The 26,399-nt window shown below is 47.4% G+C and carries 27 protein-coding genes; 7 read left to right on the top strand and 20 right to left on the bottom strand.

Annotated elements, in window-relative coordinates; translation table 11 throughout:
• Positions 1–293 precede the first annotated feature (293 nt).
• The 4 genes from HP567_RS17445 to HP567_RS17430 all read left to right on the top strand — a co-directional run bounded on the left by HP567_RS17445 (position 294) and on the right by HP567_RS17430 (position 4,395).
• Positions 294–923: a hypothetical protein gene (locus tag HP567_RS17445; protein ID WP_173609261.1), complete on the top strand. Its 630-nt coding sequence runs from the start codon at positions 294–296 to the stop codon at positions 921–923.
• A gap of 292 nt (positions 924–1,215) precedes the next feature.
• Positions 1,216–2,412: an MFS transporter gene (locus tag HP567_RS17440; RefSeq protein ID WP_173609262.1), complete on the top strand. Its 1,197-nt coding sequence runs from the start codon at positions 1,216–1,218 to the stop codon at positions 2,410–2,412.
• On the top strand, positions 2,405–3,796 hold the full coding sequence (locus HP567_RS17435; RefSeq protein WP_173609263.1) for a M14 family zinc carboxypeptidase: 1,392 nt from the start codon (positions 2,405–2,407) through the stop codon (positions 3,794–3,796). Before HP567_RS17440 ends, HP567_RS17435 begins: the two co-directional genes overlap by 8 nt.
• A gap of 128 nt (positions 3,797–3,924) precedes the next feature.
• Entirely contained in the window at positions 3,925–4,395 is a 471-nt protein-coding gene (locus tag HP567_RS17430; RefSeq protein ID WP_173609264.1) for a GbsR/MarR family transcriptional regulator, read from the top strand.
• A 92-nt stretch (positions 4,396–4,487) separates the two neighbouring features.
• Here HP567_RS17430 and HP567_RS17425 read toward each other — a convergent pair whose 3' ends face one another.
• The 3 genes from HP567_RS17425 to HP567_RS17420 form a co-directional block, all read right to left on the bottom strand.
• Positions 4,488–4,982, bottom strand: coding sequence for a YdhK family protein (locus tag HP567_RS17425; protein ID WP_173609265.1), 495 nt, complete (start codon positions 4,980–4,982; stop codon positions 4,488–4,490).
• Between the two features lie 87 nt (positions 4,983–5,069).
• Positions 5,070–5,201, bottom strand: coding sequence for a hypothetical protein (locus tag HP567_RS29845; RefSeq protein WP_255675795.1), 132 nt, complete (start codon positions 5,199–5,201; stop codon positions 5,070–5,072).
• Between the two features lie 242 nt (positions 5,202–5,443).
• A complete protein-coding gene (locus HP567_RS17420; protein ID WP_173609266.1) occupies positions 5,444–5,836 on the bottom strand; it encodes a winged helix-turn-helix transcriptional regulator in 393 nt (130 codons plus the stop codon).
• 188 nt (positions 5,837–6,024) lie between these two features.
• Here HP567_RS17420 and HP567_RS17415 point away from each other — a divergent pair, with 188 nt between their 5' ends.
• The gene (locus HP567_RS17415; protein WP_173609267.1) at positions 6,025–6,618 is read left to right on the top strand and encodes an NAD(P)H oxidoreductase; all 594 of its coding nucleotides are present in this window, start codon (positions 6,025–6,027) and stop codon (positions 6,616–6,618) included.
• 143 nt (positions 6,619–6,761) lie between these two features.
• Here the strand turns inward: HP567_RS17415 and HP567_RS17410 are convergent, their stop codons facing one another.
• The 5 genes from HP567_RS17410 to pdhA all read right to left on the bottom strand — a co-directional run bounded on the left by HP567_RS17410 (position 6,762) and on the right by pdhA (position 12,057).
• On the bottom strand, positions 6,762–7,112 hold the full coding sequence (locus tag HP567_RS17410) for a VOC family protein (protein ID WP_173609268.1): 351 nt from the start codon (positions 7,110–7,112) through the stop codon (positions 6,762–6,764).
• Between the two features lie 131 nt (positions 7,113–7,243).
• Positions 7,244–8,689, bottom strand: coding sequence for a dihydrolipoyl dehydrogenase (lpdA, locus tag HP567_RS17405; protein ID WP_173609269.1), 1,446 nt, complete (start codon positions 8,687–8,689; stop codon positions 7,244–7,246).
• Positions 8,690–9,991 carry a dihydrolipoamide acetyltransferase family protein gene (locus HP567_RS17400; protein WP_173609270.1) on the bottom strand — a complete coding sequence of 434 codons (1,302 nt, stop codon included), beginning with the start codon at positions 9,989–9,991 and terminating at the stop codon, positions 8,690–8,692.
• Positions 9,992–10,009: 18 nt separating this feature from the next.
• Entirely contained in the window at positions 10,010–10,993 is a 984-nt protein-coding gene (locus HP567_RS17395; protein ID WP_173609271.1) for an alpha-ketoacid dehydrogenase subunit beta, read from the bottom strand.
• Positions 10,990–12,057, bottom strand: a complete 1,068-nt coding sequence (gene pdhA / locus HP567_RS17390) for a pyruvate dehydrogenase (acetyl-transferring) E1 component subunit alpha (RefSeq protein ID WP_173609272.1) — start codon at positions 12,055–12,057, stop codon at positions 10,990–10,992. The genes HP567_RS17395 and pdhA overlap by 4 nt, the downstream gene beginning before the upstream one ends.
• Before the next feature lie 231 nt (positions 12,058–12,288).
• Here pdhA and HP567_RS17385 point away from each other — a divergent pair, with 231 nt between their 5' ends.
• A complete protein-coding gene (locus HP567_RS17385; RefSeq protein WP_173609273.1) occupies positions 12,289–13,698 on the top strand; it encodes a sigma-54 interaction domain-containing protein in 1,410 nt (469 codons plus the stop codon).
• Positions 13,699–13,776: 78 nt separating this feature from the next.
• Here HP567_RS17385 and HP567_RS17380 read toward each other — a convergent pair whose 3' ends face one another.
• The 7 genes from HP567_RS17380 to HP567_RS17350 form a co-directional block, all read right to left on the bottom strand.
• On the bottom strand, positions 13,777–14,268 hold the full coding sequence (locus tag HP567_RS17380) for an SRPBCC family protein (RefSeq protein WP_173609274.1): 492 nt from the start codon (positions 14,266–14,268) through the stop codon (positions 13,777–13,779).
• Positions 14,269–14,287: 19 nt separating this feature from the next.
• On the bottom strand, positions 14,288–15,115 hold the full coding sequence (locus HP567_RS17375; protein WP_173609275.1) for a carbohydrate ABC transporter permease: 828 nt from the start codon (positions 15,113–15,115) through the stop codon (positions 14,288–14,290).
• Between the two features lie 12 nt (positions 15,116–15,127).
• Complete coding sequence (locus HP567_RS17370) at positions 15,128–16,438, bottom strand: carbohydrate ABC transporter permease (protein WP_173609276.1); 1,311 nt, start codon at positions 16,436–16,438, stop codon at positions 15,128–15,130.
• Positions 16,439–16,546: 108 nt separating this feature from the next.
• Positions 16,547–17,884 (bottom strand): extracellular solute-binding protein, encoded by a 1,338-nt coding sequence (locus HP567_RS17365; RefSeq protein ID WP_173609277.1) that lies wholly within the window; start codon positions 17,882–17,884, stop codon positions 16,547–16,549.
• Between the two features lie 23 nt (positions 17,885–17,907).
• A complete protein-coding gene (locus HP567_RS17360) occupies positions 17,908–18,966 on the bottom strand; it encodes a Gfo/Idh/MocA family protein (RefSeq protein ID WP_173609278.1) in 1,059 nt (352 codons plus the stop codon).
• 11 nt (positions 18,967–18,977) lie between these two features.
• Positions 18,978–19,946: a sugar phosphate isomerase/epimerase family protein gene (locus HP567_RS17355; protein WP_173609279.1), complete on the bottom strand. Its 969-nt coding sequence runs from the start codon at positions 19,944–19,946 to the stop codon at positions 18,978–18,980.
• A 65-nt stretch (positions 19,947–20,011) separates the two neighbouring features.
• The gene (locus tag HP567_RS17350) at positions 20,012–20,998 is read right to left on the bottom strand and encodes a substrate-binding domain-containing protein (RefSeq protein ID WP_173609823.1); all 987 of its coding nucleotides are present in this window, start codon (positions 20,996–20,998) and stop codon (positions 20,012–20,014) included.
• Between the two features lie 201 nt (positions 20,999–21,199).
• Between HP567_RS17350 and HP567_RS17345 the strand changes: the two genes are divergently transcribed.
• Positions 21,200–22,096 (top strand): NAD-dependent epimerase/dehydratase family protein, encoded by an 897-nt coding sequence (locus HP567_RS17345; protein ID WP_173609280.1) that lies wholly within the window; start codon positions 21,200–21,202, stop codon positions 22,094–22,096.
• Between the two features lie 12 nt (positions 22,097–22,108).
• On the opposite strand, the gene HP567_RS17340 is transcribed toward HP567_RS17345, so the two are convergent.
• The 5 genes from HP567_RS17340 to HP567_RS17320 form a co-directional block, all read right to left on the bottom strand.
• Entirely contained in the window at positions 22,109–22,603 is a 495-nt protein-coding gene (locus HP567_RS17340) for a MarR family winged helix-turn-helix transcriptional regulator (RefSeq protein WP_173609281.1), read from the bottom strand.
• A 146-nt stretch (positions 22,604–22,749) separates the two neighbouring features.
• The gene (gene glyA, locus HP567_RS17335; protein WP_173609282.1) at positions 22,750–24,087 is read right to left on the bottom strand and encodes a serine hydroxymethyltransferase; all 1,338 of its coding nucleotides are present in this window, start codon (positions 24,085–24,087) and stop codon (positions 22,750–22,752) included.
• Between the two features lie 11 nt (positions 24,088–24,098).
• Positions 24,099–24,761, bottom strand: coding sequence for a GntR family transcriptional regulator (locus HP567_RS17330; RefSeq protein ID WP_173609283.1), 663 nt, complete (start codon positions 24,759–24,761; stop codon positions 24,099–24,101).
• Between the two features lie 175 nt (positions 24,762–24,936).
• Positions 24,937–25,548, bottom strand: a complete 612-nt coding sequence (locus HP567_RS17325) for a TetR/AcrR family transcriptional regulator (RefSeq protein ID WP_173609284.1) — start codon at positions 25,546–25,548, stop codon at positions 24,937–24,939.
• 8 nt (positions 25,549–25,556) lie between these two features.
• On the bottom strand, positions 25,557–26,309 hold the full coding sequence (locus HP567_RS17320; protein ID WP_173609285.1) for an alpha/beta fold hydrolase: 753 nt from the start codon (positions 26,307–26,309) through the stop codon (positions 25,557–25,559).
• Positions 26,310–26,399 lie beyond the last annotated feature (90 nt).

The following is a 26,399-nucleotide window of genomic DNA, read 5'->3' as shown; positions in this document are numbered from 1 at the left end:
TGCGAAAGATATCGCAGTTTGTTTTATTTTTTAAGCAAGAAAATTATCCATTATACTCTTCAGCTCCAGTCATTAAGTTAACAGCATCATAACATATTCATTTATACGTTTCAACAAGTAATATTTCCGTTTTTTTACTGCGATTCTATTGAAAACTCGTGTACCCTCGCAACAATCGTTTTGCTGGAATAAGAATTTTTTTCCATAAAAGAAGGTATTTTCAAATGTGTTTAGAATTCTCATGCTTATTGAAATTCTTTTTTCTTATTCGCATTCATATGGAGGAGTAAATCATGAAAAAAGTGGTAAGAAGTCTGGGTATTCTCGTCTTGGCATCATCATTCCTGTTCGTCCCGACTCAAGCAGCGGATGCGGTAGGAAAGGGAAAAGACTCTAACGTCCGTCCACAAAAATATATCTTTGATGGAAACTGGAAGTACGGTGATACGTTAGTAGTGGCATACGATACGTTCTTTCCGAATGGATGGATTTCGATTGAAAAAGAGCCACATCGTGGAACACAGCTTGGATATGAAGTAGCCAAATATATTAATGGCGCGAATTATGGGCAAGTGGAAAGAAGCTTGAGCTTTAACATCCCTTCTGGTTGGGTAGAAATCGGTCGAGGTTATAACAGCAAGAGACAGGCTTATATCGATATCAGAAATGAGAATAAAAAACGGTACCAACCTCACGAGCTGGAGAATAAATGGGTCGGTACCGGGGTGCCTGTACCATATGGCTGGGTCGTGGTAAATGTAAGTCTCTATGAAAAACAAATCGTCAATATCACCAGTATCCCTACTGAATCCAGCATTGAAGCGGTCAAACACCCTTCGCCAGCCTTTGCTTATGAAATCCCAAGAGGCTGGGAAATCACTGTAGACGGAGAGCATTCTCGAATTCTCACAAGAAAGTACTAAATCATAACGGATACAATCTATTACGAAATAAGATCATGAAACGACCTGTAGGTAACACGATGGAAAACCATTCGTGCAACCCACAGGTCGTTTTCGTTTTTCGAAATGTAGCTCTCAGCGGCTTCCAATTATATGTGCAGTTGAATCTCATTGCCATAAGGAACCTCCATAACCGCACCTCATGGCTTTGAAGTTTTTTCAGCCGACATTCATTTCAGTAATTTCAGTATTGACTAAAATTACTGAAAATACTTAATATAATACTCATAACATCTTTTAGGAAGTGATGCACATGAAAAAAACTACTTCGATCAGTGCTGTGCTCTTGTTTGTCACCATACTCGTTGGGGTTCTTGGCTCGTACAGCATCATTATTGCGCTGCCATTTATTGGAGAAGAATTTCATCTGAATCCAGTGGAGCAAGGTGCGATCATCAGTGTTTATTTTTTAGGCTTCGCGATTTTTACCATTCCGGGAGGGATCATTGCTGATAAACGAGGATCGAAGCAAATTATTGTAATCAACTTGGTACTGTGGGCAATATTGACTGCGCTTACAGGGGCGGTCACAAGTTTTGCAGCCTTACTCGTCATCCGATTTTTGTTGGGGTTTATCGATGCCCCCCTAATGCCTGCTATGTTAAAAGCGATTGCCGAACGAACACCTGCAAACATCCGTACGACCACAGTCTCCATCGTTTCATCAGCTGAACCAATTGGGACTGGACTTGCCCCTTTTCTAGTCGCACCATTGATTGCGATACTGGGATGGCAGGAAGCTACTTTTGTTACAGCATTAATCGGCCTGCTCTTGGCCCCCATTCTCTGGATATCCCTTCCCCGTCCTTTCGTGAAGGAATCACCATCATGCTCAGCATCATCAGAGTCGAACCCCATCCCTTTCATGTCTCTTTTCCGTAATGGGCATTTGTGGAAACTAACAAGTATGCTCTGCGGAATTCAAATCGTGATGGTTGGATGCTTGACATGGGTACCTACTTACTTAACAACGGAAAAACATCTTGCTATTACCCAATCAGGCTTATACGCATCGCTTCCTCTTCTCATTTCCATGCTTGGCTATTTGGCAGGAGGTTGGTTGTTTGACCGTTATTTTCATCAAAAGTTTCGATCGATGGTCATTCCGTCCCTTCTGTTCTCAACGATTCTCCTTACACTTATGATCCTATCTGACAATGTCAACCAGTTTCTGTTGTTTGAGTCGATCTCTTTGTTTTTTCTCTCCCTTACCACTCAACCCATTATTGGCCTTACCATGCGTATCATTCCCTCAGATGCTTTGGGTACTGCTAGTGGAATTCTGTTAACCGGAGGAAAGCTGGCAAGTATTTTTACACCAATCGCGATGGGCGCATTTATTCAGGCGTTCTCCTTTCAAGCCGGTTTTTCCCTGTTGCTGGTAGGTGCAGGAATTGCACTTGTTTCATCCTTTCTTATCCATCTCAAAAGGAGTGAGGAGCTTGACTGATTTCATTCAAAAACTGTTACAAGAAATGCCTGATTTTTCACATTTTCTAACCATTGAGGAATTGGACACCTCTTCCCGTGAACTAGCAGCCGCCTATCCAGATCTTGTTACCCTCAGTACCATCGGTCACTCAACAGAAGGACACCCCATCCTTATGCTGCGAATTGGAAATGGCCAGCATCGCGCGCTGTTCGTCGGTTGTCCGCATCCAAATGAGCCGATTGGAGCTCTATCGCTAGAGTATCTCAGCAAAAAGCTATGTGAGGATTCAGCCCTATTAGAGCAAATGGATTATACCTTTTATATCATCAAAGAAATCGATGTAGATGGTTGCCGACTGAATGAAGGTTGGTACGGCGGCCCGTTTTCTCCAGATCGTTACATCCGCAACTACTATCGTCCCAGTATGCACGAACAAGTTGAATGGACATTCCCGTATGCGTATAAAACGTTCAGCTTCAGCGAGCCCATTCCTGAAACCGTAGCATTTATGCGGGCGATTGATGAAGCCAAGCCGCATTTCCTCAACAGCTTGCACAGCTCCGATCAAACTGGAACGTTTTATTATGTATCGACTCCTCTTCCCGACGCATTGTGCCAACAGATCATAAAACTGACCCATGATCATCAATTACCGCTGATGATCGGCGAACCGGAGGCACCATTCATGCCCCCTATCCAAGCCGGTTTTTATCTGCTACCTGAGCTGTCTGCTATGTACGATTACTACCAAAGTATCCTGCCTACTGGAGAAGACCCTTCGAAAGCAATCCTCATGGGGGGCTCATCGCGCGATTATGCTGGGACACGTTACGATACCTTTTGCCTTGTTTCGGAAATATCGTTGTTTACGGATCCAAGGATGGGAGATAAATCGGAAACCACTCATAGCTACAAGGATGCTACGCTGGACATAGCCAAACTGGAAGGGGAACAGATTGCTTTTTTATCCAAACAGTACCAAAACGCACAGGTATTCATAACGGTACCAACCAAATTTCAGCGGTCTGTAGAGGATTTTCTGATCGGTATGGAGGAAGTTCGATCCCATCATTTACAATCAGCTGAAAGTGATGCAGCTTTAGCACGCTTCGCAACAGTAGCTGAAATGTTTGACCTGAAACTACGCACTTTTTGGAGTTCTCTATGCTGCTGTAGCATGCTTATCCGCATGCTGGATGCCCAGCCCGACAACATCGCCCTTTCGGAGATTCGAGCAGATTCAGAACAATGGCTGAATCAAGGCTTACAAGAGCTACTCTCCTTTTTTAACTGGTCGATGCGTCCGCTGCGCGAATTATGCGGTGTCCAGCTAGGTTCTGCCTTGATGATCATGGAATATCTTCGTCAAACCCATGAAACTACTTCCACGCCACTAAAATAAGGAATGACGTGGGCACCTGTCAAAAGAGCAGGTGCATTTTCTTTTGGTATTTTCTGAAGAAAGCGATGACTATTGGTAGTATAATAGACAAAAGCATGGAAATCGGGCAAAACGAGGAAAAAGGAGTCATGAAGTTGGACAAATTAACGGCGGAAACAATGCAATTGATTGAAGAAATGGCTCTCCATCACGAAAATCAAGGATTATCCAGAATTGCTGGCCGGATTATTGGACTGTTGATGGTCTCTCAGGAACCCCTTTCATCCGAGCAGATTGCCACTACATTACAAGTCAGTCTCGGAAGCGTGTCTACCAATATGCGCATGCTTTTGAAAATTGGATTCGCGGAAAAAAAGAGTGTGACAGGCGACCGTGTGAGCTATTACATCATGGCACCAGACACAATTGAGGAAGAGCTTATACAGGGTTTAGAGCGAATCCTATCATTAAAGAATATCATAGAAAAAGGAATGCAAATTGAAAATTTGCAGGATAGTGAGCTAGTTATGCAGCGATTCCATGAGATGCTGGAAGCAATTGAGCTATACAGGGAATCTCTCAACCAAATGCTCGTTGAGTGGAAGTCTCGTCGTATGTAACAGCAAATAGCTCGTATCAATGGAAAAGCAGAAAGGCAGCTTTGGCGCTGAAAAAGCCGCGGCTGCCTTTTTCCATAAAAGGATGGCATCGATCATTTGACTGGTGATATCTCATCCTCCGTTACCCATTTGTAGTTCTTTATTTCTCCTCCCCCTGTCGTGGGAGTGTAATCGATCATATAGACAGTCGTTGTATTTGCCGTATCAAGCTTGGCTGATGCATCGAGCATCCCTTTCACATGATCCGCCTTCAAGACGACTTCCGTTCCCGGATTATACGGTTGCTGGATATGGTTCTTGATTTCTTCTTGAATGATCCATTTATAACCTTTCACAGGGGGCTCACCCGTTGTAGGCGTATAGGTAACGGAATAGGCCGTCGTGTCGTAAGCCCCCACGATTTTTGCTTTCGCCCCTTGCATCCCTGGTTGGTGACTTGCTTTCAAGATGACTTCACTCCCTACTGTATACGTAGGTTTCGGTACAACTTCTACTTGCTCCAGCACATCCGGTGCAGCAGGACCGCCACATGCGCTTAACCCCATTGCGGTAATCAGCATGAGCGATAACAGTTTCCATTTTTTCATTCTAAACACCCCGAATTCTTTGTTGTCTGTCAAAGGTATTATGGGTACACAATACCTTCCTTATCCACTTGTATCCTGCTTGATGCTTTATTTGAATGCATCCTTGGACGGGCTTGGCAAATCCTGCGCATCTGTGTACAGCAACATCTTCCTGCAGCTAGCCATTCTGGCAGTCAACTCTTGTCCATACAGACGCACCACCCAAATAAAATGTTTCATGTAAAAAGAAACCAGTTCGAAGGACCTGCTCGTGCCCTGAACTGGTTTTCGCTCTATTCCGCTGCAAGTATGTACTTTCTGAATAAAGCAAAAGGCCGCAAAGAATGGTCGTACAGCTCACTGCTGAACACAACAAGCCGTAAGACCCAATCCTCTCGTATATCCGAAATTTTGGCTGAATCGACTCTTGAACCCACGCTGCTGAAACAATCTGCTTTTCTTGCCAATTTCTGATCTTTCTGTCAAATTCCTTGAATAGCTCTGTATCTAACCGCGTTTTTTGCAGGGTCTGCAACTTCTTTGCCCGGTATTTCCCCGCGTAGGTAACGTTCGCCCCATTCACACATGAGATCCATAATTGGTTTGAGCGATTCTCCCAATTCACTCAATTCATACTCGACCTTTGGCGGTACTTGGCTGTACACGGTCCTAATGACGATTCCATCCTCTTCTAACTCACGAAGCTGCTGTGTCAGGATTTTTTGGCTAATGTCCGGCATTTGTTTTTTCAATTCGCTCGTTCTTTTTGGCCCGTAGTATAGCTGACATAAAATCAAGGTTTTCCATTTTCCACCTAAAACATCTAGCGTTGCTTCAGAAGGAATTTGGTATGTATGTTTGAGCTTTGGTCTCATCGATTTACTATCCTCCCTCATGGCTTACGATTTTTTCAGGAACCTTTTTGTTCCTATGTTACTTTTTGGTATTAAAAGCACAAAAAAGTGCGTACTTTTCACATTCCATTATATGGTGCATGATTCGGATATACCAGCGCCTTAGAAGATGGCCGTATAAATGACTACAAAGATAGAGGGTGTATGAAATGAAAGTACTGACAGTTGTTACCCATCCACGAACCAATTCCTTGACCTTTGCCGTTTCAGAACGCTTCGTTCAGGGCCTAAAAGATGCAGGGCATGAGGTTGAAGTTTTGGATTTGCATCGCAGTGGGTTTCACCCTGTATTATGGGAGGAAGATGAGCCGGATTGGAATAATGGCGATAAGAAATATTCCGAAGAGGTCGAGATTGAAATGGAGCGTATGAGAAAACACGACGCGTTAGCCTTCATTTTTCCGATCTGGTGGTTCAGCATGCCAGCCATGTTGAAAGGATATATCGATCGCGTCTGGAACAACGGGTTTGCCTACGGCTCAAGTAAACTGCATCATAAGCATGCATTGTGGATTGGTCTGGCAGCTGCAACGGAAGATCATTTTCAAAAAAGAAGTTATGACCAAATGATAGCGCATCACCTCAATGTCGGAATCTCTGGTTACGTCGGAATCGACAATTCGAGAGTTGAGTTCCTTTATGACACCTTGGCGCAAAATCCTGCGCATATCGAGCAGTTGTTGTTGGACCGTGCATATCAATTGGGATTCCATTATGGGAAGAAAGAGAGCCTGCAAGTATAAAAAATGTCTTTCTATCGTAGCCAGCGGTGGGAGTTGCAACTTAACGCCCACCCCTTCTGATTTACCGGATGTTTAAACAATAAAAAAGAAAACCCTCTTTTCTTGTGAGAAAAAAGAAGGCTTTCAACTATGTGTATTTAATGCTACGCAAGTACCTCAACTGTAAATCCACCAGGAGCTTTCACGTAAAACGTCCAGCCATGCGATCTTACTGGCGGTGCTACTTTGTAACCATCTTCTTTTAAGCGTTGATTGATTTCATTTACTTTCTCTTCGCTCTCCTGAATGAAGCCGATATGAAATGTCTTTGGATATTGGACTTCGGCACCCTTCATCAAGGTAAACACCAGGCCGTTATCGTCAAATAGGACCCCAAAACTATCGCCACGGGCATCATCCGACGTATCTAACTTTTTCAAGCCAAAATATTTCTCCAAGAAATCAGAAGCAGCTGGAACATCCGTAACCGTAAGATTGACGTGATTCAATTTCATAATGACCACACATCCTTTGCACGAGATTAATTCAAGCGTAGCACATTCATGCAAATGCTAATCTTGACAGGGTCTGAGGCTGATCATTGTCATGAATATCCGTCACATATCTTTAAGGTTTCACGATAGTTCTATTGGTTCACAGCTACTTTTGATTTGTTTACGATATGAATGGCATGACCTAACACCGCTTCAGCAGCCTCCAGCCATACTTCGCTTAAAGTGGGATGCGGATGCATAGTTAACGCCACATCTTCTACACGTGCAGCAAGCTCAAGTGCCAGCACACCCTCCCCAATCAGGTTTGAGGCATCCGCACCTACAACGTGCATTCCCAATAATAAATGGCTTTCTTGATCCACTATCACTTCTGCAAAACCCTCTCCCTCATCCATGGCGAGTGCTCTTCCATTCGCCCGATAAGGAAAAGCCGCTACCTTGACCTTGTATCCTTGAAGTTCTGCCTCTTCGCGTGTCATCCCCACACCCGCTATTTGCGGTTCGGTAAAAATCACATAAGGTACAAAAGGGGAATCTACGCTGCTAGGCAGCCCTGCGATCACCTCGGCTGCCACAATCCCTTGCTTCGTTGCACGATGGGCTAACGCAGGGCCAGGTGTTACATCGCCGATGGCATAAATATGCGCCCTGTTCGTACTGCCAATCGATGTGACGGGTATGTAGCCGCGCTCGTCCATTTCTACACCCGCCTGCGCAAGTCCGAGTTCGCCTGTGTTCGGCACTCGCCCTATGGTGACGAGCGTTTTATGTGCGGTGACACTTTCGGAACCGTTCTTTTCCGAGGTGCATGCGAGCGTGACTCTTCCGTTCGTTACCTCAGCCTTTTCTACCTTTGTTGCGGTCTTGACCGTCATCCTGAGCTGTTTTGCTTGCTTGAGCACTTCCGAAGAGAGATGCGCAGCTGTCTGTGGCAAAATTCGCTCGGTTGCCTCGATGACAGTCACCTGCGATCCAAGCTTGGCAAACGCCATCCCGAGCTCCATTCCAATATAGCCCCCGCCGATAATGGCAAGTGTTTCCGGTACGTCATCCAATGCCAGCATATCAGTAGAATCCAGAATATATTCTCCATCTGTTTTTAAAAACGATGGAATGAATGGACGTGATCCTGTCGCAATAATGGCTTGTTTGAATTTGTACGTTTCAAAATCGCCACCCGTCTCTACGCCAATCCGATCACTCGAGAGAAATGTCGCTATCCCCTTTACGACCGTAACCCCGTTGGCCTGGCAGAGATAATCGACCCCTTTGTTCAGCTGAGCAACGACAGAAGACTTCCACGTCTGCCAGCTCGGCATGTGGAACGTCGTTTTCCCTGTCGGCAGTTGAATTCCAAGCTTAGTTAGACTACTTAACTTGTGGTATTCGCCTGCTGTATGAATCAAGGCTTTCGACGGAATGCATCCGCGATTCAAGCAGACCCCACCCAGTACTTCTTTTTCAATGAGAACAACTGATTTCCCCAGCTGTCCGAGACGAATAGCGGCTGCATAACCTCCTGGCCCACCGCCGATGACAACCACATCTGTTTCGACTGCTACTTCGCCGACTACCATCTATACCATCTCCGCAAACAATAGATTCGGATCTTCCAGCAACTCCTTGATCCGGTTGGTAAAACGTACCGCCGTCACGCCATCGATCAGGCGATGATCAAACGAAAGTGACAGGTTCATCATCCAGCGAATAACTCCTTCATCCTCACGCACGACCCAACGCTTCTCCATTTTGTGCAAACTGATAATCGCCACTTCGGGGTGATTAATGATGGGAGTTGCTTGCAGTCCCCCGATAGGACCTACATTGCTGATCGTGAAGGTGCCGCCTGTTATGTGCTCCATAGTCAATTTGCCTTCGCGAGCCAAGCGTGCGAGCTGATCGATTTCCTCTGCGAGTTGAAAAATCGATTTGTGGTCTGCATCCTTGATAACTGGTACGATCAAGCCCTCCGGCGTATCCGTTGCAATACCGATATGGTAAAAACGCTTGAGCAGGATTTCATTCGTAGGTTCGTCAATCGATGCGTTCAGCGTCGGGAATTCCTTCAGTGCAATGACCAGCGCCTTGATAAAGAACGGCAGGAAGGTCAGCTTGATATTCCGTTTTTCCGCATGTGGCTTTAGCTTTTCGCGCAAAGCACGCAGCTGATCCATCTCCAGCTCATCGACTGAAGTAACATGCGGGATGATTGTCACTGATTTCACCATATGCTCGGCAATCTTTTTCCGGATGCCTTTTAAAGGTAGCCGTTCGATATCTCCCTGCGACGAGGTGGTCGCACGAGTAGTGGTTCCTATTTTCGGCTGAACAACCGGTTCAGTCTCAACCTCCACCGTACTTGCCTCCAACAGACGCTCATTGCCAGTAGCCGAGGTCGGAAACTTGGCTGGTACTGATTTTTGCAGTCGATTGGCGAATTGGCGCAAATCTTCTTCCGTCACACGCCCTGCTGCTCCTGTTCCCGTGACCAACTCGATATCCAGCTTCATTTCCCGTGCCAGCTGCCGAACGTATGGTGTGGCCAATGAGCGGCGGTGATCAGCACGAGCTGGGGCAAAATTGACTGTCTTATCCGGATTTACGACCTTTTCTGGAAGCTTTGTCTCTTCCTTCTTTGCTTCCGTACCTGCATCGATTACGAGAAGGGTAGTTCCGACCTCTACTGTTTCCCCTTCTGATATGAAAATGTCACGAATAATGCCTGTCACTGGCGCAGACAACTCGGCATTCACCTTGTCTGTCTGAACCTCCAGCAGCGGTTGATCCTGTTGAACGGATTCGCCCGTGCGAACCAGTACTTTTACAATTTCTCCTTCATGCATACCTTCTCCCACATCAGGAAGCTTGAACTCAACCATATGACTCGCTCCTTCTCTTTAAAACGTAGCCGTTTCCAAAATTCCATCCTTCACGCGTTCAGCCGTTGGCAAATAGTCATCCTCAATGCTGAATTGCGGGACGGGGACGTCAAATCCGGTAATCCGTTTCACGGGAGCCTTCATGTAGATCAATGCTTCATCATTGATTATGGAGATGATCTCTGCACCCAACCCGGCGGTCTTATGCGCTTCATGTACGACAACTGCGCGTCCAGTCTTTTTGACCGAGGCGATGATCGTATCCCGATCCAATGGATAGAGCGTCCGCAGATCAATGATTTCACAACTCAAGCCGTTTTCGCGCTCGATCTGCTTCGCAGCATCCTCAGCGACGCGAAGCATCGCTCCCCAAGCAAAAATGGATACATCCGAGCCTTCCTGGACGACCTTCGCTTTTCCAATGGGGACACGGTACATTTCCTCTGGGACCTCTTGTTTAAATGCACGATACAGCTTGGTCGGCTCCAAAAATATGACCGGGTCAGGATCTTCCATTGCTGCAATAAGCAAGCCTTTTGCATCATAAGGTGTGCTTGGTGCTACAACCTTTAAGCCAGGGACATGAGCAAAAAACGTTTCGACACTCTCCGAATGCAGCTCAGGACCGCGAATCCCTGCTCCATACGGTGTGCGTATGACCATCGGGACATGGTACTGTCCGCGAGTCCGATAGCGCATGCGTGCCGCATGAGAAACAATTTGCTCAAAGCCCGGATATATGAAGGCAAGGAATTGAATCTCGACCACAGGAATTTTCCCGTTCATGGCAAGACCGATTGCTGCCCCGATGATTCCCGCCTCAGCAAGCGGCGTGTCCACTACACGATCCGGACCGTACTTGTGAATCAAATCTTCCGTCGCCCGGAACACGCCACCATTCACGCCAATATCCTCGCCGAGCAGCATAATGCGTGAATCATCTGCCAATTTTTGATCCATAGCCTCCGTGATTGCTTGAATCATCGTCAGTTTGCGTTTCATGCGGGGATTCCCTCCTGCTTCGATGGCTTGACGAGCTCGCTCTCCTGTTCCGTTGCCATCCACGATGGTTCAGCGTAGACGTGCTTGAACATGTCTTCCGGTTTGGACTTCGGATAGCTCTCTGCTTCGACAAGAGCTGCGTCGATCTGTTCATTCATCCGTGCAACCAACTCTGCTTCCTTCGTTTCATTCCACAACCCTTGATTCTCCAGATATACACGCAGACGTTGGAGTGGATCGCGTTCTTGACGCCATTCCTCGGACAAACTCTCTTGATCCCGGTATTTCTTTGGATCATCTGCGGTTGTGTGTGCGCCATAGCGGAATGTCACCGCTTCGATCAACGTCGGTCCCTTGCCATCTAGTGCACGTTGCATGGCTTCTTTCATCGTCAGCCAAACAGCGAAGATATCATTGCCGTCTATCCGAACTCCAGGGATGTCATAAGCAGCCGAACGCTGTGCAATCGTTTTCGATGAAGACTGCTGTGAAAACGGAACGCTGATGGCGAAGCCGTTGTTTTGACAGAAGAAAATGGTCGGTGTTTGAAATACGCCTGCAAAATTCAATGCCTCATGAAAATCGCCCTCTGAGCTTGCTCCATCACCAAAGTAGGCGATGCTGACATGCTTTTCGTTTTGCAGCTTGCTCGCCCAAGCCGTCCCTACCGCATGAACCATTTGAGTCGCAATCGGTACGCAGGGCGGCATGATGTTCAAATGCTTCGGACTGATACTCCCTTCCATGTGGCCCATCCAATAGAGGAACACCCGTGCCATGGATTGACCATGGACGATTGCTGCCGCATGGTCTCGGTAGGTTGGGAAAAGCCAATCTCCAGGTGTTAATGCCATCGCGCTGCCTACTTGCGAAGCTTCCTGCCCTTCAAAAGGAGCATACGTACCCATTCTTCCTTGTCGTTGCAGGTTAATCGACTTGCGGTCAAACTGGCGAACCAGCACCATATTTTCATACATCTTGATCATCGTCGCCTCGTCTAATTGCCCCTTGAGATCGCCTACCAGCTCACCCGCTGGACTCAATACCTGATATAATGAAGACATGGAAACATCCCTCTCTTTTTCAATGAAAAACACCGCAGTGTCTTTCGTTAGTGTGATTCAGATCGACTTACTTTTGCTTTCGTCCCTATAGAAGAGCAAGTAACATGCCAAACATTTGAAAGCGATTTCACAACAAAACTATTCAAAAATGATCATTTTTGCATATGCATGTTTGCGCATTGATGATTAATTCTGATTATTCCGTTTACAAGCCTACCAAGGAGGACTTCGATGTATCAAACCAAGTATTTCCAGGCCAGTGATAATCATGAACTCGCAAAATTGCTGACAACCATCTTCAGTACGTCTCACGATGGATTGGCGATCTGTGACCGCAACGGCTACGTCCTACTCTACAATGAGGCGTACTTGAACATCACGGGAGTTCCCGCCGACATCCTGAATAATTTCAGCTTTATGGAGCAAAAAGAAATGCATCTTGTTCCTGACTCTTCTGCTGTGCGGACGATTTTGACGAAACAAACCCATAGTGTCGTGATCGATTATCCAAACGGTCGGCAAGCGATTAACACAGCTACCCCGCTGCTCGATTCAAATCAGGAATTATTGTTTGTAGTGGGAAATGTGCGCGACGTCACGGAACTGAATCAGCTTCAGAAGGAGCTGGAAGAAACACGTCAAATCAGTTCGGCGTATCAAAGGGCTCTGGAGCATATCCAAACCGATGGTAACTTTGACGAGCAGATCATTTATCGCAGTGGGCTCATGCATCGAATCGCTTCACTCGCCAAGCGCTTTGCGACCAACGACTCTCCCATCCTTTTGCTAGGTGAGTCTGGTGTTGGTAAAGATGTCATGGCGAATTACATTCACGCGCAAAGCGGACGAACTGGAGAGTTTATCAAGATTAACTGTGGGGCCATTCCCGAGCATTTGCTTGAGTCAGAATTGTTTGGCTATGAGAAAGGCGCATTTACGGGGGCAAGCCAGTCAAAGGAAGGATTGTTTGAGCTGGCGGATCGAGGAACCATATTTCTCGATGAGATTGGAGACCTTCCCTTTCCTTTACAGGTGAAGCTCTTGAATGTGTTGCAGGATGGACGGATTCGCAGACTTGGGGGGAAAACATCTCGTCAAGTGAACATGCGTATCATCGCTGCCACTAATAGTGATTTGGAAGCGATGGTGGAACAAAAGCGTTTTCGGCAGGATTTGTTCTACCGGCTAAACGTACTTTCTCTTACCATCCCACCCTTGCGTGAGCGCCGCGAGGATATTCCGGCTCTCATTTTCTACTATTTGAAAAAGCTCGAATGGAAGTACCAGCAAGAGATGCGCATCGAAACAGATGCGTTGGAGGCGCTGATGGATTATGATTGGCCAGGGAATACACGCGAGTTGAAAAATGTGGTGGAACGTTCTTTCCACATGTGTGAAAATGGGCGGATTACCTTTGATCAGTTGCCAACATCCATTCGTAATACGCAACAGACAGCCCTGCCTCTCCAACTCGCTAAAATGGATGAGCTATTGCCGCTAAAAGAAGCGGTCGAACGGTTTGAACGAGCGTATATCCAGCGCCTCTTGAAAGAGACAGACACCATGCAGCAGTGTGCGGATAAGCTGCAAGTGAACATATCCACGCTCGTTCGAAAAAAGCGTACCCTCGGCATTAAATAAGGCAAAAGGAAAAGCCCGATACACTTTGGTTCGGGCTTTCTCGTTCTTTCAGCGTATGGTCTTGCAAACATTCGGGGGCTATTTCACAAGCCCTTCTCTTAAAGTGTTGATCCCATGCTCCAGATACCCCTTCAAACAGCTTAAGACGTACACCCAGCCTTCTTTATTGTCGACGATTTTTTGTAGAAGCGCTGGATCCTCTTCTTGAAAACCCTCTTCGTTCACTTCAATGATCGTCGTGGCTTCATCCAACGCGTTTAATGTAATCGTTACAGTATTTTCTTCTCCCGCCCACTGGAAAACGATTCGTTTGTGCTCTTTGATTTCGCGAACGGCAATCCCTACTTCTGCGTTGTAAATATCGTAGAATAATGTAATGTGCTTCCCTTCTTCCCACCTTGCCGAGCTGGAAGAGAACCAGAAGTTGCCGATTTTCGCCGGGTCCACGAAAGCTTCGAACACTTCATGGGCAGGCCTGTTAATCTGAAATTTTGTAAGATTATTCATGCGTTCGTCAACTCGCTTTCTGATTGCTGCTTCCACCGTAACACAATCACATTTGCGGGACAAATGATCGAATGACTCCCTTTCATTCTTTTACTGCCCCGGACGTCAATCCTGAAATAATCCGCCTCTGGAAAATCAACACCATCACTACGAGCGGGATCGTCACAATGATGGAGGCAGCAGATATTTCTCCCCACGGGATTGTAAACATTCCCTGAAACATGACGATTCCCACAGGCACTGTCTTCATCGCTTCCTGTGTATTCAACGTCAAGGCGAACAAAAATTCATTCCACGCTGCGATAAAAACGAGGATGGCGGTCGTAAAAACCCCAGGCATAGCAAGCGGGAAAAACACTTTCGTCATCGTTTGCCAAATGCTCGCACCGTCTACTTTGGCTGCTTCGCCCAAATCACTCGGTATTTTGCGGAAAAAGATGGTCAGATTCCAGATGGCGAGCGGCAGCGCGAAGGTTGTATACGGAATGATCAGGCCAATGTAGCTGTTCGTTAAGCCCATCGATTGCATGAACATAAAAATAGGAGAAATGGTAGCGATCTGCGGAAACATGGACACAGCCAGTACGACACCCAAAATAACCGTTTTCCCCCGAAAGGAAAGCCAGGCAATTGCATATGCAGCAAAGGAAGCGATCGTTATAGAGTAGAGTGTGGTTAACGTCGCCACGACAGTTGAATTCCACAAGTAACGGGCAAACGGTCTTTCCGTGAAGACGCGGACAAAGTTGTCCAACGAAGGATTTTGGATGATAAAATAAAAGGCTCGCTCTCCAAACAGCTCCGCTGGTGGCTTCAATGCTGCGAGGAGAATCCATAAAAACGGGAACATCACAAGAAAAACGAATAGCAGTAGCCCCACGTAAAACAAGGGACCTGTATGTTTACCCATCCAATCACCTCCTTATTTGCTACTGCCATCACTCAGCAGATCAGCTCCCAATATTTTGACATAGCCGATGGAGATCAATGCCACACATAAAAAGACAATGACCGCAAGCGCAGAACCTTCTCCAAAACTCATTTGAGCAAACATCGTTTTGTACGCGTAAATGGAAATGGTCTCGGTTGAGTTCCCGGGTGCCCCACCTGTCAGCGTGTAAATCAGGTCAAATACGCGGAACGCATCTAGTGTGCGGAACAATAGCGCCACCAGAATAGTTGATTTCAGCATCGGAAGCGTAATACGAAAAAATTGCTGGGTGCGGGTGGCACCGTCGACAGAAGCTGCTTCATACAAGCTTTGGGGAATCGTTTGCAGGCCTGCGAATATGAGCAAAGCCATGAACGGCGTCGTCTTCCACACATCGGCCAAAATGACGGAAAACATGGCTCCAGCCTTTGTCGTCAGGAGCATCCCCATATCCGCGATCAGCCCTGCCTGCTCAAAAAGATAGGCGACGATGCCATTTTGCCCATCGTACAAAAACTTCCACATCATCGCGGAGATAACAGTCGGAATCGCCCACGGTATTAACACAGTTGCTCGTACAAGACTCCTTCCACGAAAAGGTCGATTGATCAACAGCGCGATCAATATGCCGAGCACTAGTTCAATAGCAACGGAAATAACGGTAAAAAATGCTGTATTGTACATAGCCCCCCACATCCGGGCGTCCGTTAAAAACTTCTTGTAGTAGGCAAAGCCAACAAAGTTGGGTTCGATTATCGAAGCTTCAATGCCTTGGATCACGCCAAGAGCACCCTCTGGCTTCGAAAGCAGCTTTTGTTCACTCATTTGCAAAAGGACCGCTCTGATTTCCGCCAAGGTGTTTTTGATAGACTCTGTTTGTAGGTTCGAGAGGCTCACATATTTGAGTTCTGTGGGGACTGGTTTAAAGTCCAGCAATAGCTGGTCGATCATTTGGTATCGGCTCGCGACCTCGCCTGTTTGGTTGAGGGAAGTGTTCATTTGCTCGATTTGCACTTGGAGCGCGTTCAATTTTTCTTTTGATGACCCTTCTGCAGAGTCCGCCTCCCTCTTTACATACCGGAGCAGATTGGGTAACGTGCTGACGTAGCGTTCCATATCTAGTCCGTATGAAGAGTGAATCTCTGATTTCGTCGGGTCGTTCAACCGAATATCGTGCAGACTGATCCAAAAGGATCGCATGACAGGCCAAATCGCGATAACAAGTATGATGAGCAGTGCAGGAAAAATCAGCACATACCCCATCTGTTTTTCTGAGAGAGACATTTTGGTTGATCGATTCATCCGTTCACCACCTTCCTTCCCGCTAGAAGCATGCTTGGGCTTGCCTGATCGTTGTGCAACTTCCAAGGAAGTCGGTTAGACTCCCTTGGAAGCTCCATATGGTGCCGCTTAATTTCTCATCAAGTCGTTCATCTGCGTTTCCATGTTTTGCACCGCTTGCTCGGCTGTTTGCTGCCCTGCAAGCGCTTTGGACACTTCAATCTGGATCACTTCCGAAATTTTGGGATAGATCGGAGTCGTTGGACGAGATACAGCAGCGCTTACGCCATCGACGAAATCTTTGTTGGCGAACAACGGACTGGCTTTTTGAACATCGGCGTCTTCGTAGGCTGGCAGGTAAGTTGGTGCGAGCCCACCTTCTATCGCTGATATTTTCTGACCCTCTGGACCTGTCATGAATTTGAGGAATTCCCATGCTTCTTTCGGGTGCTTCGAGAACTTGTTGATTCCGCCCATCCAACCGCCAAGTGCTGCTGCGGAGCCTGCATCGCCAGCTGGCAGTGGAGCGATTGCTACTTGATCAACGATTTTGGACTGGGCCTGATCCTGCGCCAACGCGAACTGATACGGCCAGTTGCGGATAAATGGTGCCTGCCCCTCGAGGAAAGCGGTGTGTGATTCCGGCTCCATGAATGTGGTGACATTGGATGGGACGAAATCAGATTTGACGACCTCGATCATTTTTTTCAACCCTTTGATCGTAGCCGGATTGTTGACCGCTACTTTGCCTTGTTCATCCAAAATTTTTCCGCCGTACGATGCACTGAACTCGACAAAGTTGCAAACCAGTCCTTCATATTGCTTGGCTTGCATCAAGTAGCCGAACTTCGTGCCGCCCTTGCCCTTCGTTGCCTTTGCTTGGGCAATCAGGTCATCCCACGTCTTTGGTGCTTTGGATACAAGATCTTTGCGGTAAAACAAGAGTCCCGCGTCGATAAACTTGGGCATGGTCCATTGCTGGCCGCCAAAGTTCCCAGCATCCATGGCCCCCTTGATATATTTTCCGGTCTCGATTCCATCTTGCTCCATCAGGCGGTCGAGCGGCAGAAGATAACCCGCTTGTGCGAATTCAGCCGGCCAGATCACGTCCAGGTCAAATACATCGATCTCGGAGGATTGGGCACTGAACATGGTAACGTATTGATCATGACTCTGCCCGGAATCGGCAGGCATCTCACGGATTTCTACTTCGATATTCGGATGGGCTTTTTGGAAAGCCTCCACGAGCTTTTTGGTGGAATCCGTCGCGTCTTTTCCGCGTGCGTAGACAAGCTTGATTTTTTCTGCTGTGGGCTGTGATGGCTCTGTTTTAGGTGCGGTTGGTGTTGAAGGCTGTGATGGGGTTGTATCTGTAGAAGCTTGCTGAGGTGTGGAAGAACATGCTGCCAATGAGAAGGCCATTAATAAGGTAAGTCCAGCGGATGTAAGTCTTTTTGCAACTTTCATCTAAGTAACCCCCTATGCTCATGTTAGAAGCGGACTGCTTCACCTTTTTGTGCAGATGCGTAGATGGCTTCGATCAATCTGTTGATGTACAAGGCTTGTTCCGGTGTGCAGAGCACCTCTGCTTTCCCTTCGATGGCGTCTATGAAATTACGGAATAAGAGTACGCGTTCTTTTTGAGGTTTTGGTGTTAATTCTGTCGAAGCAGTTACGCCGTTCCACTCGTGGTAAAGCGTGAACTGGTTCTCCAATAAACGCAGGGAGGCCCCACCCTCTTGTCCATATAGTTGAAGGAAAACGTTTTCCTCTGCGATGTGAGAAGCCCAGCTTGCATCGAGCGTAAGTGACAATCCATTCTCAAAAGTGATCATCGCAACTGCCATATCTTCCACGTCAAACTTCCCGTTATCATCGATCCTTCCCCACTCTGACAAGCCGCGTTTGTGAGGTCCGAATTGCGCATACGTTTGCCCGAGGACAGATACAGGCTTTGGATGATCCAAGAGCCATAAGGTCAAATCGAGCATATGTACGCCGATATCAATCAACGGACCGCCGCCAGCCCTTTCTTTTTGCGTAAACCAGCTCCCCCATCCGGGAATCCCATTTCTCCTGATCCAACCGGTTTTGGCGTGATAAATGTTCCCCAGTTTTCCTTCCTTCAGCCATGTTTTGACTTGCAGGGAATCGCTTCGGAATCGGTTGTTTTGAGCTACCATGAGGATTTTGTCTGCTTTCTTCGCGGCTTCGATCATTTCTTCTGCTTCCTGGGCATTCATCGCCATCGGCTTTTCGCACAACAAGTGTTTGCCTGCTGCAAGCGCACGTTTGGTCGCTTCTGCATGCAAGTAGTTCGGGACACAAACAATGATTGCGTCCGTATCAGACTCTTGCAGCATCGTCTGGTATTCGGTGAAAACTTGCGGAATCTCATGCCGTTTCGCACGAAAGGAAGCCATTTCTGCTGAAATATCTGCAATCGCAACTACCTCTGCTCGCGGCTCTTCCTTGATCGCCTCCAAGTGTGCTTCTGTAATCCCCCCTGCACCGATGATTCCGATTTTCCATTTGCGTCTACTCGTCATTTCCTTCCCTCCTACACCCACCATAGATTCTGGACTGGTTCTCGCAAGATGACCTGCTGCAGATTTTGAACAGCGCGCAAAAAGCCTTCTTCAATCGACATGATGGCATCCTCATGCTCGATACTCACGACATAATCGTATCCATTCATGCGCAGTGCACTCATCATATCCGCCCACGTCTGCTGCGAATGCCCATAGCCTACGGTTCGGAAATACCACGCACGTTCATGTAGGTTGGCGTAGGAATTCATATCCGTCAGCCCGTACATGTTCACTTTTTCCTGGTCGATATACGTGTCTTTGGCATGGAAATGATAGATAGCTTTTTCTTTGCCCAAGATTTTGATCGCAGCTACAGGATCAATCCCTTGCCACCACATGTGACTTGGATCGAAGTTTGCCCCGATTCCCTCGCCTACCTGTTCCCGCAGCTTTAGCAGTGTCCCTGGTGTGTGGACGAGAAATCCGCCATGCAGTTCCAGCGCAACCTTGACATGATGGTCAGTCGCATAAGCAGTCCATTCGCGCCAATACGGGATGAGCCTCTCATTCCATTGCCAATGCAGCACATCGTGATACTCATTGGGCCAAGGAGCAACGGGCCAGCTCGGGTATTTCGCTCCTTCGTGGTCGCCTGCCGTGCCTGAAAAGCAGTTGACCACAGGCACCTCCAGCATCTCGGCTAATTGTACCGTTTTCACAAACGTATCGTGGGATTGCTGCGCAAAGCTTTTCTCTGGTGTCAACGGGTTTCCGTGACAACTAAGCGCGCTGATTATCAATCCCCGATCCTCTACTGCTTTTTTGTACGCTCGTCTTTTTTCCGGACTTTCCAACAGCTCATCCAGATTGCAGTGTGCATTGCCCGGATAGCAGCCTGTGCCGATTTCCACGGCCTCTAAACCTGCTGCCTTCACATGATCCAGCATTTCTTCGAACGACTTCTCGCTAAAAAGAACAGTAAATACGCCAAGCTTCATATCTCTTCACCCCTTTTGAATGCGTAAACTCGTTTGCTTCTTCTATATGGTAAAGACTTGTTGCCTCACTCCAGTAAAACGCTTACAGTTTGGCGAATGACGAGATGATGGGGGACGGTGCTCATTCTCTCTACAGGTTCATTGCGGATTTGTCTGAGTAATTGCTCTGCTGCGGCTTTTCCGTACATGAACGGGTCATTGTGCACGGTGGTGAGCATCGGACGGGAAAGTGAGGCGAGCTCCAAATTGTCGAAGCCCATGACGGAGATGTCTTCTGGTACACGAATGCCATGGTCGTACAAGTAATTGAGGACGCCAACCGCCATCAGGTCTGTGGCGACAAAAACGGCTGTTGGACGAATTTTTTCCTCACAAATACGGCGCATGGCTTCGTAACCGCTCTTGGCTGTGAATTCTCCTTCCACGACAAATCCTTCATGGATGGGCAAATCATGTGCCCGCATGGCTTTTCGGTAACCACCCATGCGATCCAGACCACACGGCGGGTCCCACAGTGGACCAGATATACACGCGATTTTTGTATGGCCTTGCGAAATGAGATAGGCGGTAGCATCATAAGAAGCTTGCACATTGTTCACGTTGACAGTCGGAATCTGATAGCCGGGCAAATCGTGGCCGGTAACAACAAGGGGAACCTGAATCTCTTGCAGCGTCTGGATGTTGCCCTCCAGGAAATGGATGCTCGCAATAATGACACCATCGATTTGTTTTTCTTTGAACAGGCGCAAGTACTTCAGCTCTTTGTCCACCACTTCATCGGATATCGCCAAAAACATACTATAGTCGTACTCGCTAATGACGCTGTCAATTCCGTAAATGAGATTGGAGTAAAAATTGTTGGAGATATCGGGAATCATCACCCCGATGATGCGGGTTTCCTTGCTAACCAAGCTCCTGGCAATCGCATTCGGCTGAAAGCCCGTCTCTTGCACGATTTTCAAGACTCTTTCCCGCAGCTCTGGTCGGACTGGCTTGGAATTGTTCAGCACGCGCGAAACAGTCGCGATGGAAACGTTGGCGAGTTGAGCGATATCTTTAATGGTTACAGTAATGGTTCTTCACTCACTTTCTATGTAGCGGGTAAACGTTTTCCTAATGTGAAAATAACACCCAATTTTCGTTTTGTCAATATTCAGTTAATTATAAATTGTGTTGACATTGCAAGGAACTTACTAAATAATTCACTATATAATTTATTTACTAAATTAATTATGTATGAAGGAGGTTTTGTCATGAATGTTTTCCTTACAGGAATAACAGGTTATGTCGGGTCCGTAGTCGCCGAGCATTTTCAGTCTCTTGGGTATCAGGTTGCTGGACTTGTACGATCGGAAGAGAAAGCGGAGCTGTTGCTTTCACAGGGGTTCACCCCTATTGCTGGCGATCTTGCGGACACCACACTGCTAACGGAGATTGTTAAAAAATTCGATGGGGTCATTCATATGGCGATCTCGCACACTCCTGATATGGAAAAACTGGATGTAGCTGCGGTTCAGGCAATGCTGGATGGTTTGGAAGGGACAGGGAAGCCATTCATTTATACGAGCGGAACGCTGATCTATAACGATACGTACGACACTGTCGTGGATGAGAACTCCCCTCTCAACCCTTTGCCTTTTCTCCAATGGAAAGCGAACCAGGAGCAGGAAGTTTTAGTAGCTGCCGAGCGCAACATTCGAACAATCGTCATACGTCCTACACTTGTGTATGGTCGTGGTGGTGGACTCGTCCAAGCAACGATTCAAAGAACGAAGCTCTCTCAGTCAGCCAACTACATCGATGATGGACAAACGGCATGGTCTACTATCGATATTGATGATTTGGCGAGACTTTACGAATGCGCTTTTTTACGCGCACAACCAGGCTCATTATTTAACGGAACTTCTAAGGAAATGATTACGACGAAAGAGCTCATGACTTCGATTGCCAAAATAGCTGGGATAGACAAAGCGGAATCATGGAGCTATGAGGATGCGGCCAAGGAGTTAGGACCAGCCGCTTGGGGGGCGAGCATCAATCAGAGGATATCTGGATTGCGCGCGGAACAACAGTTGCAATGGAGCCCCTCTGCGAACTCTCTCCTTAAAGAGCTGGAGCAAGGTTCTTATCAAAACAATAAAAAACCATAGTTCCTCTTCGAACTATGGGTGTGATTCATCGCTATCCTGATAGGTATGCAGGAATCGGATTGATTTCGTTAAAATTCGTATGAGTGCCTGTGCATCATCCGTACCTAGATGTTCATGCAGCTGCTGAAAACGATTAAACAGCTCTTGCTCTCTCGCTGCCACAAAATCAAATCCCTTTTTCGTAGGGGCTACGAGAATGGAGCGTCGATCCTTAGGTCCTACGGTACGGGTTATGTAGCCTTGCTGTTCGAGTGATTGAATCACATGGGTCACAGCTGCAGACGTTATTTTCAACTGCTTGCCTAGCTCAGAAACTCTGATGCCGTTCGTGCCAGGTGGACTGACGTAGGTCAAGTGAACTAGCAAATTCAGTTCGCTCTGACGGAGGTCTTTCGAAGGACTGAAAACATGTCCGATCCGCTTTAGCTGACCAAATACGAGAGCAAGCTCTTTCGTTGTCTGATCAATAGTAACATCCGAGTTTGAGTTTGTATGGTCTGTACTCATCCGTTTAGACTCCCATTCTTTGATGGTATCAATCGATTATTTACGAAATGAAAAGACATTGTCAAGAATGAGAGTCCACTTACCACTCGAAAAACACCGTATGCCAAGGTTTGACCCACCGGCATACGGTGTTTTTCCCACCGGCTCTATTCTGGGCAGCAGAACTGCATCTTGCTAAACGATCTGCGCAATTCGATCACCTTTGACTTAACCACCTCGGGCTTTTCCCTGCCGGACAACACACTAACAATGAGTTCTGCAATCATGTCCATCTCTTGTTCCTTCATACCAAAGCGAGTGACTTCTGTCGTCCCGATACGCAGACCGCTTGGAAAGTCCCAATCCTCTGGTCCATCGCCTGGAATTAAATTTTTGTTCGTGATGATGTTCGCTTCTGCCAATCGCTTACCTACCTCGTACCCACCGCCAAACTCTTTTACGTCCAGAATGACTTGGTGTGTACGTGTATAGCCTTTATGGGCGCAAAGAACTCGAATACCCCGTTCATCGAATGCTTTTCCCAGCGCTTGCGCATTCGTCACAATTTGCGCCATGTATTCTTTGCCAAACGCCAAAAACTCTGCCGCCGCCGCAGCCAGTGCCGCTACCCGGTTGACTTGATGTGTCGCGGCAAGGGCTGGGAAAATGGCATCTGTAATCGGTATCGAAAGTTCCGGGTCATTCCAGACGATAATGCCGCTTTGCGGACCGCTAAATGTTTTGCCAGCCGAGCCAGTCATCACACATGCCCCTTCTCGTAGCGGGTCTTGAAATTGACCACCACCGATCAACCCCAACTGGTGTGCACCATCAAAATAAATGCGCCCGCCCCATTCCTTCACGATCTCAGCCATTTCCTTCAAAGGAAATGGGAATAAGGTCATGGACGCGCCGAGGGTAACGAGCTTTGGTCTAACTTGCCGTGCGACTTTCGCGAATTCGTCCAAATCAACGGTAAGCTCAGCGGGGTCCATTGGCACATCCACAATTTGCAAACCGCGAATGCCAGCAGGCCCGTCCACCCGATTGCTGGAATGCCCCCCAAACGGTTGCGCAATCGTCATAATCGTATCGCCCGGTTGTGTTAACGCCGCATAGACTGTCATGTTCCCGATCATGCTCGCTACCAATCGATGGTCAGCAAAATTGGCGTGGAATACTTTTTTCAATAGCTCCACACATAGCGCTTCGATTTCGTCGATATATTTTGTGCCAGCGAACCATCTCTGCGTGCTGCCAATATGTCCTTCCGCAGCGCGAGTACCAACCTCAGAAGCGAGCAGTTGACGTACGATGGGCGTGGTAGGAGCTTCTGGTGCGAGCAAATTCAGGCATTCCTCGCCGCGCCAAATCGCATTGCGGTTGACAGCATTCACGATCTCTTGCTGAATCAGACGGTGGGACGGACTCTCTTCGATAATGGATCGTGCCCATTGAAGAACACGCGAATCATGTACTTCTCCCTTCATTTCAACCGTACTCATGCCATTACCCCCTATTCATCATTAGAATGGTCCGTAAGCAATCTGCCAAGGTTGATCCAGTTTTCTTCCATTAAAGAAGAGGCAAGCTGACTGTTGTTGTCTCGAATCGCTTCGATGATTCTGCGATGCTGTTCTACTGATTCCACCCCTTCTAAGGAACCAAACCGAGCAAATTCCAAACGCCGAATTTTCGGTACAACTCGCTCAAGAGCCAGGTAGATTTCACGATTCCCAGCAGCTTCGAGGATCACGTCGTGAAAGCCATCATCTGCTTCAAGCGCTTTGATCACATCTTGCTGTTCGAGTGCGACCTGCAGCTTTTCATTCCATTGCTCCAAACTACAGATGACCTCTGTTTCAAATGGCATCGCCAATCGTGTTGCCAACCCGTGCAAGGCCGCAACAACCGGAAAAGCGTGCTTCGCCTCCTTTTCGAGTAAGGGTGTCACCCGTGTGAGAGAGCCGGGAACGGATTCAATAAGCCCTTCGTCCTCCAGCCGTTTGAGCGCTTCTCTCACAGGTGTTCGACTCACGCCAAATAAAGCCGCCAGCTCGTTGTCGTTGACTCGTTGTCCTGGCTTTAGCTCCAGCATGATGATCGCTTTCTTCAAGCCTTGGTATACCTGTTCGCGTAATGTGGGGCGTTCGATCTGTTTGATTAGGTTCATGTCCATAAAACCAATATATTGGTTTTATTTATTTCTGTCAATTTAAAATATTTTGATATATCAAAGCGGTGGTTTGGATGGTATGTGTTTTGGGCTTTTCAGTAATACCATAGGTCATAGGTACAGAAAAAAAGAGGCTACCCCACCTGTATCCTTTACGAATGGGATAGCCTCTTCATTATCAATCAAAACTCTCTGTTTCTGCCGGAGGGCTACAATACTCCCGAACAATCTGCTCCTTCATCTCTTCAACCGGAAACCCTTCCGGATAAGTCGTCATCATCAGCATTGCGCCTTGGAGCGCCGATGAAAAATAGAGCGATCTCAATCTGGGCTGCTTTACTCCTAATTGTTTGAAGATCTGGCACTGGACTTCAAACTGCCTGCTTGACTCCTCATTTAATTGCTCTCTGTAAGAAGCAAGAACACGATCATCTTCGGGCTGCGTCTGCAAATTCAAGTAAAAACGATAAACATCCGGTCGCTGGTATACGTTATCAAGCGCACCGTTGACAATATGGCGCAGCTGTTCGCTCGGCGTTGCAAGCTGAGTCGCAGCCTCCATCACTTCTTTTACTTCCTCGATCCGTACCTGAACCATCGCGGCGAGAAGCTCTTCTTTGCCTTTGTAATAATTGTAAAGCAGTCCCTTCGATATCTGGGCCTGTTTGGCTACATCGTCGATTGAGGTCGCGTGGTAGCCTTTTTTTATGAATAGCGTCATCGCGGCTGCATGGATTTTGTCTTTTGCAGCTTGGCGAATGCGTTCATTTTCAGCTGGAGTACGCGGCACGGTTTACATCAATCCTCCAAAAATTCAATGATAGCGCGAGCGATTTCTTCCGGATGCGTCAACGTTGGTTTATGATCGGCACCCGTAATCTCGATAACCCTATGCTCTGGCAAGACTTGTTGAAAATGTTCGGCGATACGTTGTAGATCAGGCGCATCTTCCTTGCCGAGGAGAAAGCATGTTTTATGAGCCAAATCTCCCAGACGCTCAATCGCAGGTGGTTGCGGCCATACGGACTCCCAGGTGGCCCACTCGAACATTTTCGCTATATTATGCTTCGTCATCTCTACCATGAGGTCCTTCTCGGGACTTGCCATCACGACGCGGTACGAGCAGGAGGACAGAGAAAGCTCCAACATACGGTCAACATCCGGTGCTGCCGCTTGAATTGTTTGCATCCATTCTGTGAAAGGCTTGCTGAACGTATAGCCTGACAAATCCGGAGCGATCAACACGAGCTTGCTCACTCGCTGCGGATAAGCCAAAGCAAACTCAGTTGCAATTCGTCCACCTATCGAATGCCCCACGAGTGTGGCTTCATCCAGCCGAAAATGGTCCATGACGGAAAGCAAATCATCGACGTAGTTCGGTGTCTCTGTTGGAGACGGCGATTTCCCGCAGCCGCGTCCGTCAAAAGCGATGACCTGAAAATGCTTCGCCAGAATCGGCGCGACAAACACCCAATCCCGCAAATCAGCACCGCCACTGTGCAACAAAATGACTGGTTTTCCTTCCCCTGAAACCTCATAGTACAAATCCATCGGTGATCTCTCCGTGAATTGTAGATTTGGTATTTGGTATATGACCCCAGTTTATTATTGAATGAACATTTAGTCAATAAAAAACATGTA

The sequence above is a fragment of the Brevibacillus sp. M2.1A genome (assembly GCF_013284355.2).
Lineage (GTDB): Bacteria > Bacillota > Bacilli > Brevibacillales > Brevibacillaceae > Brevibacillus.
This window is presented reverse-complemented; position numbering and strand designations above follow the sequence as displayed.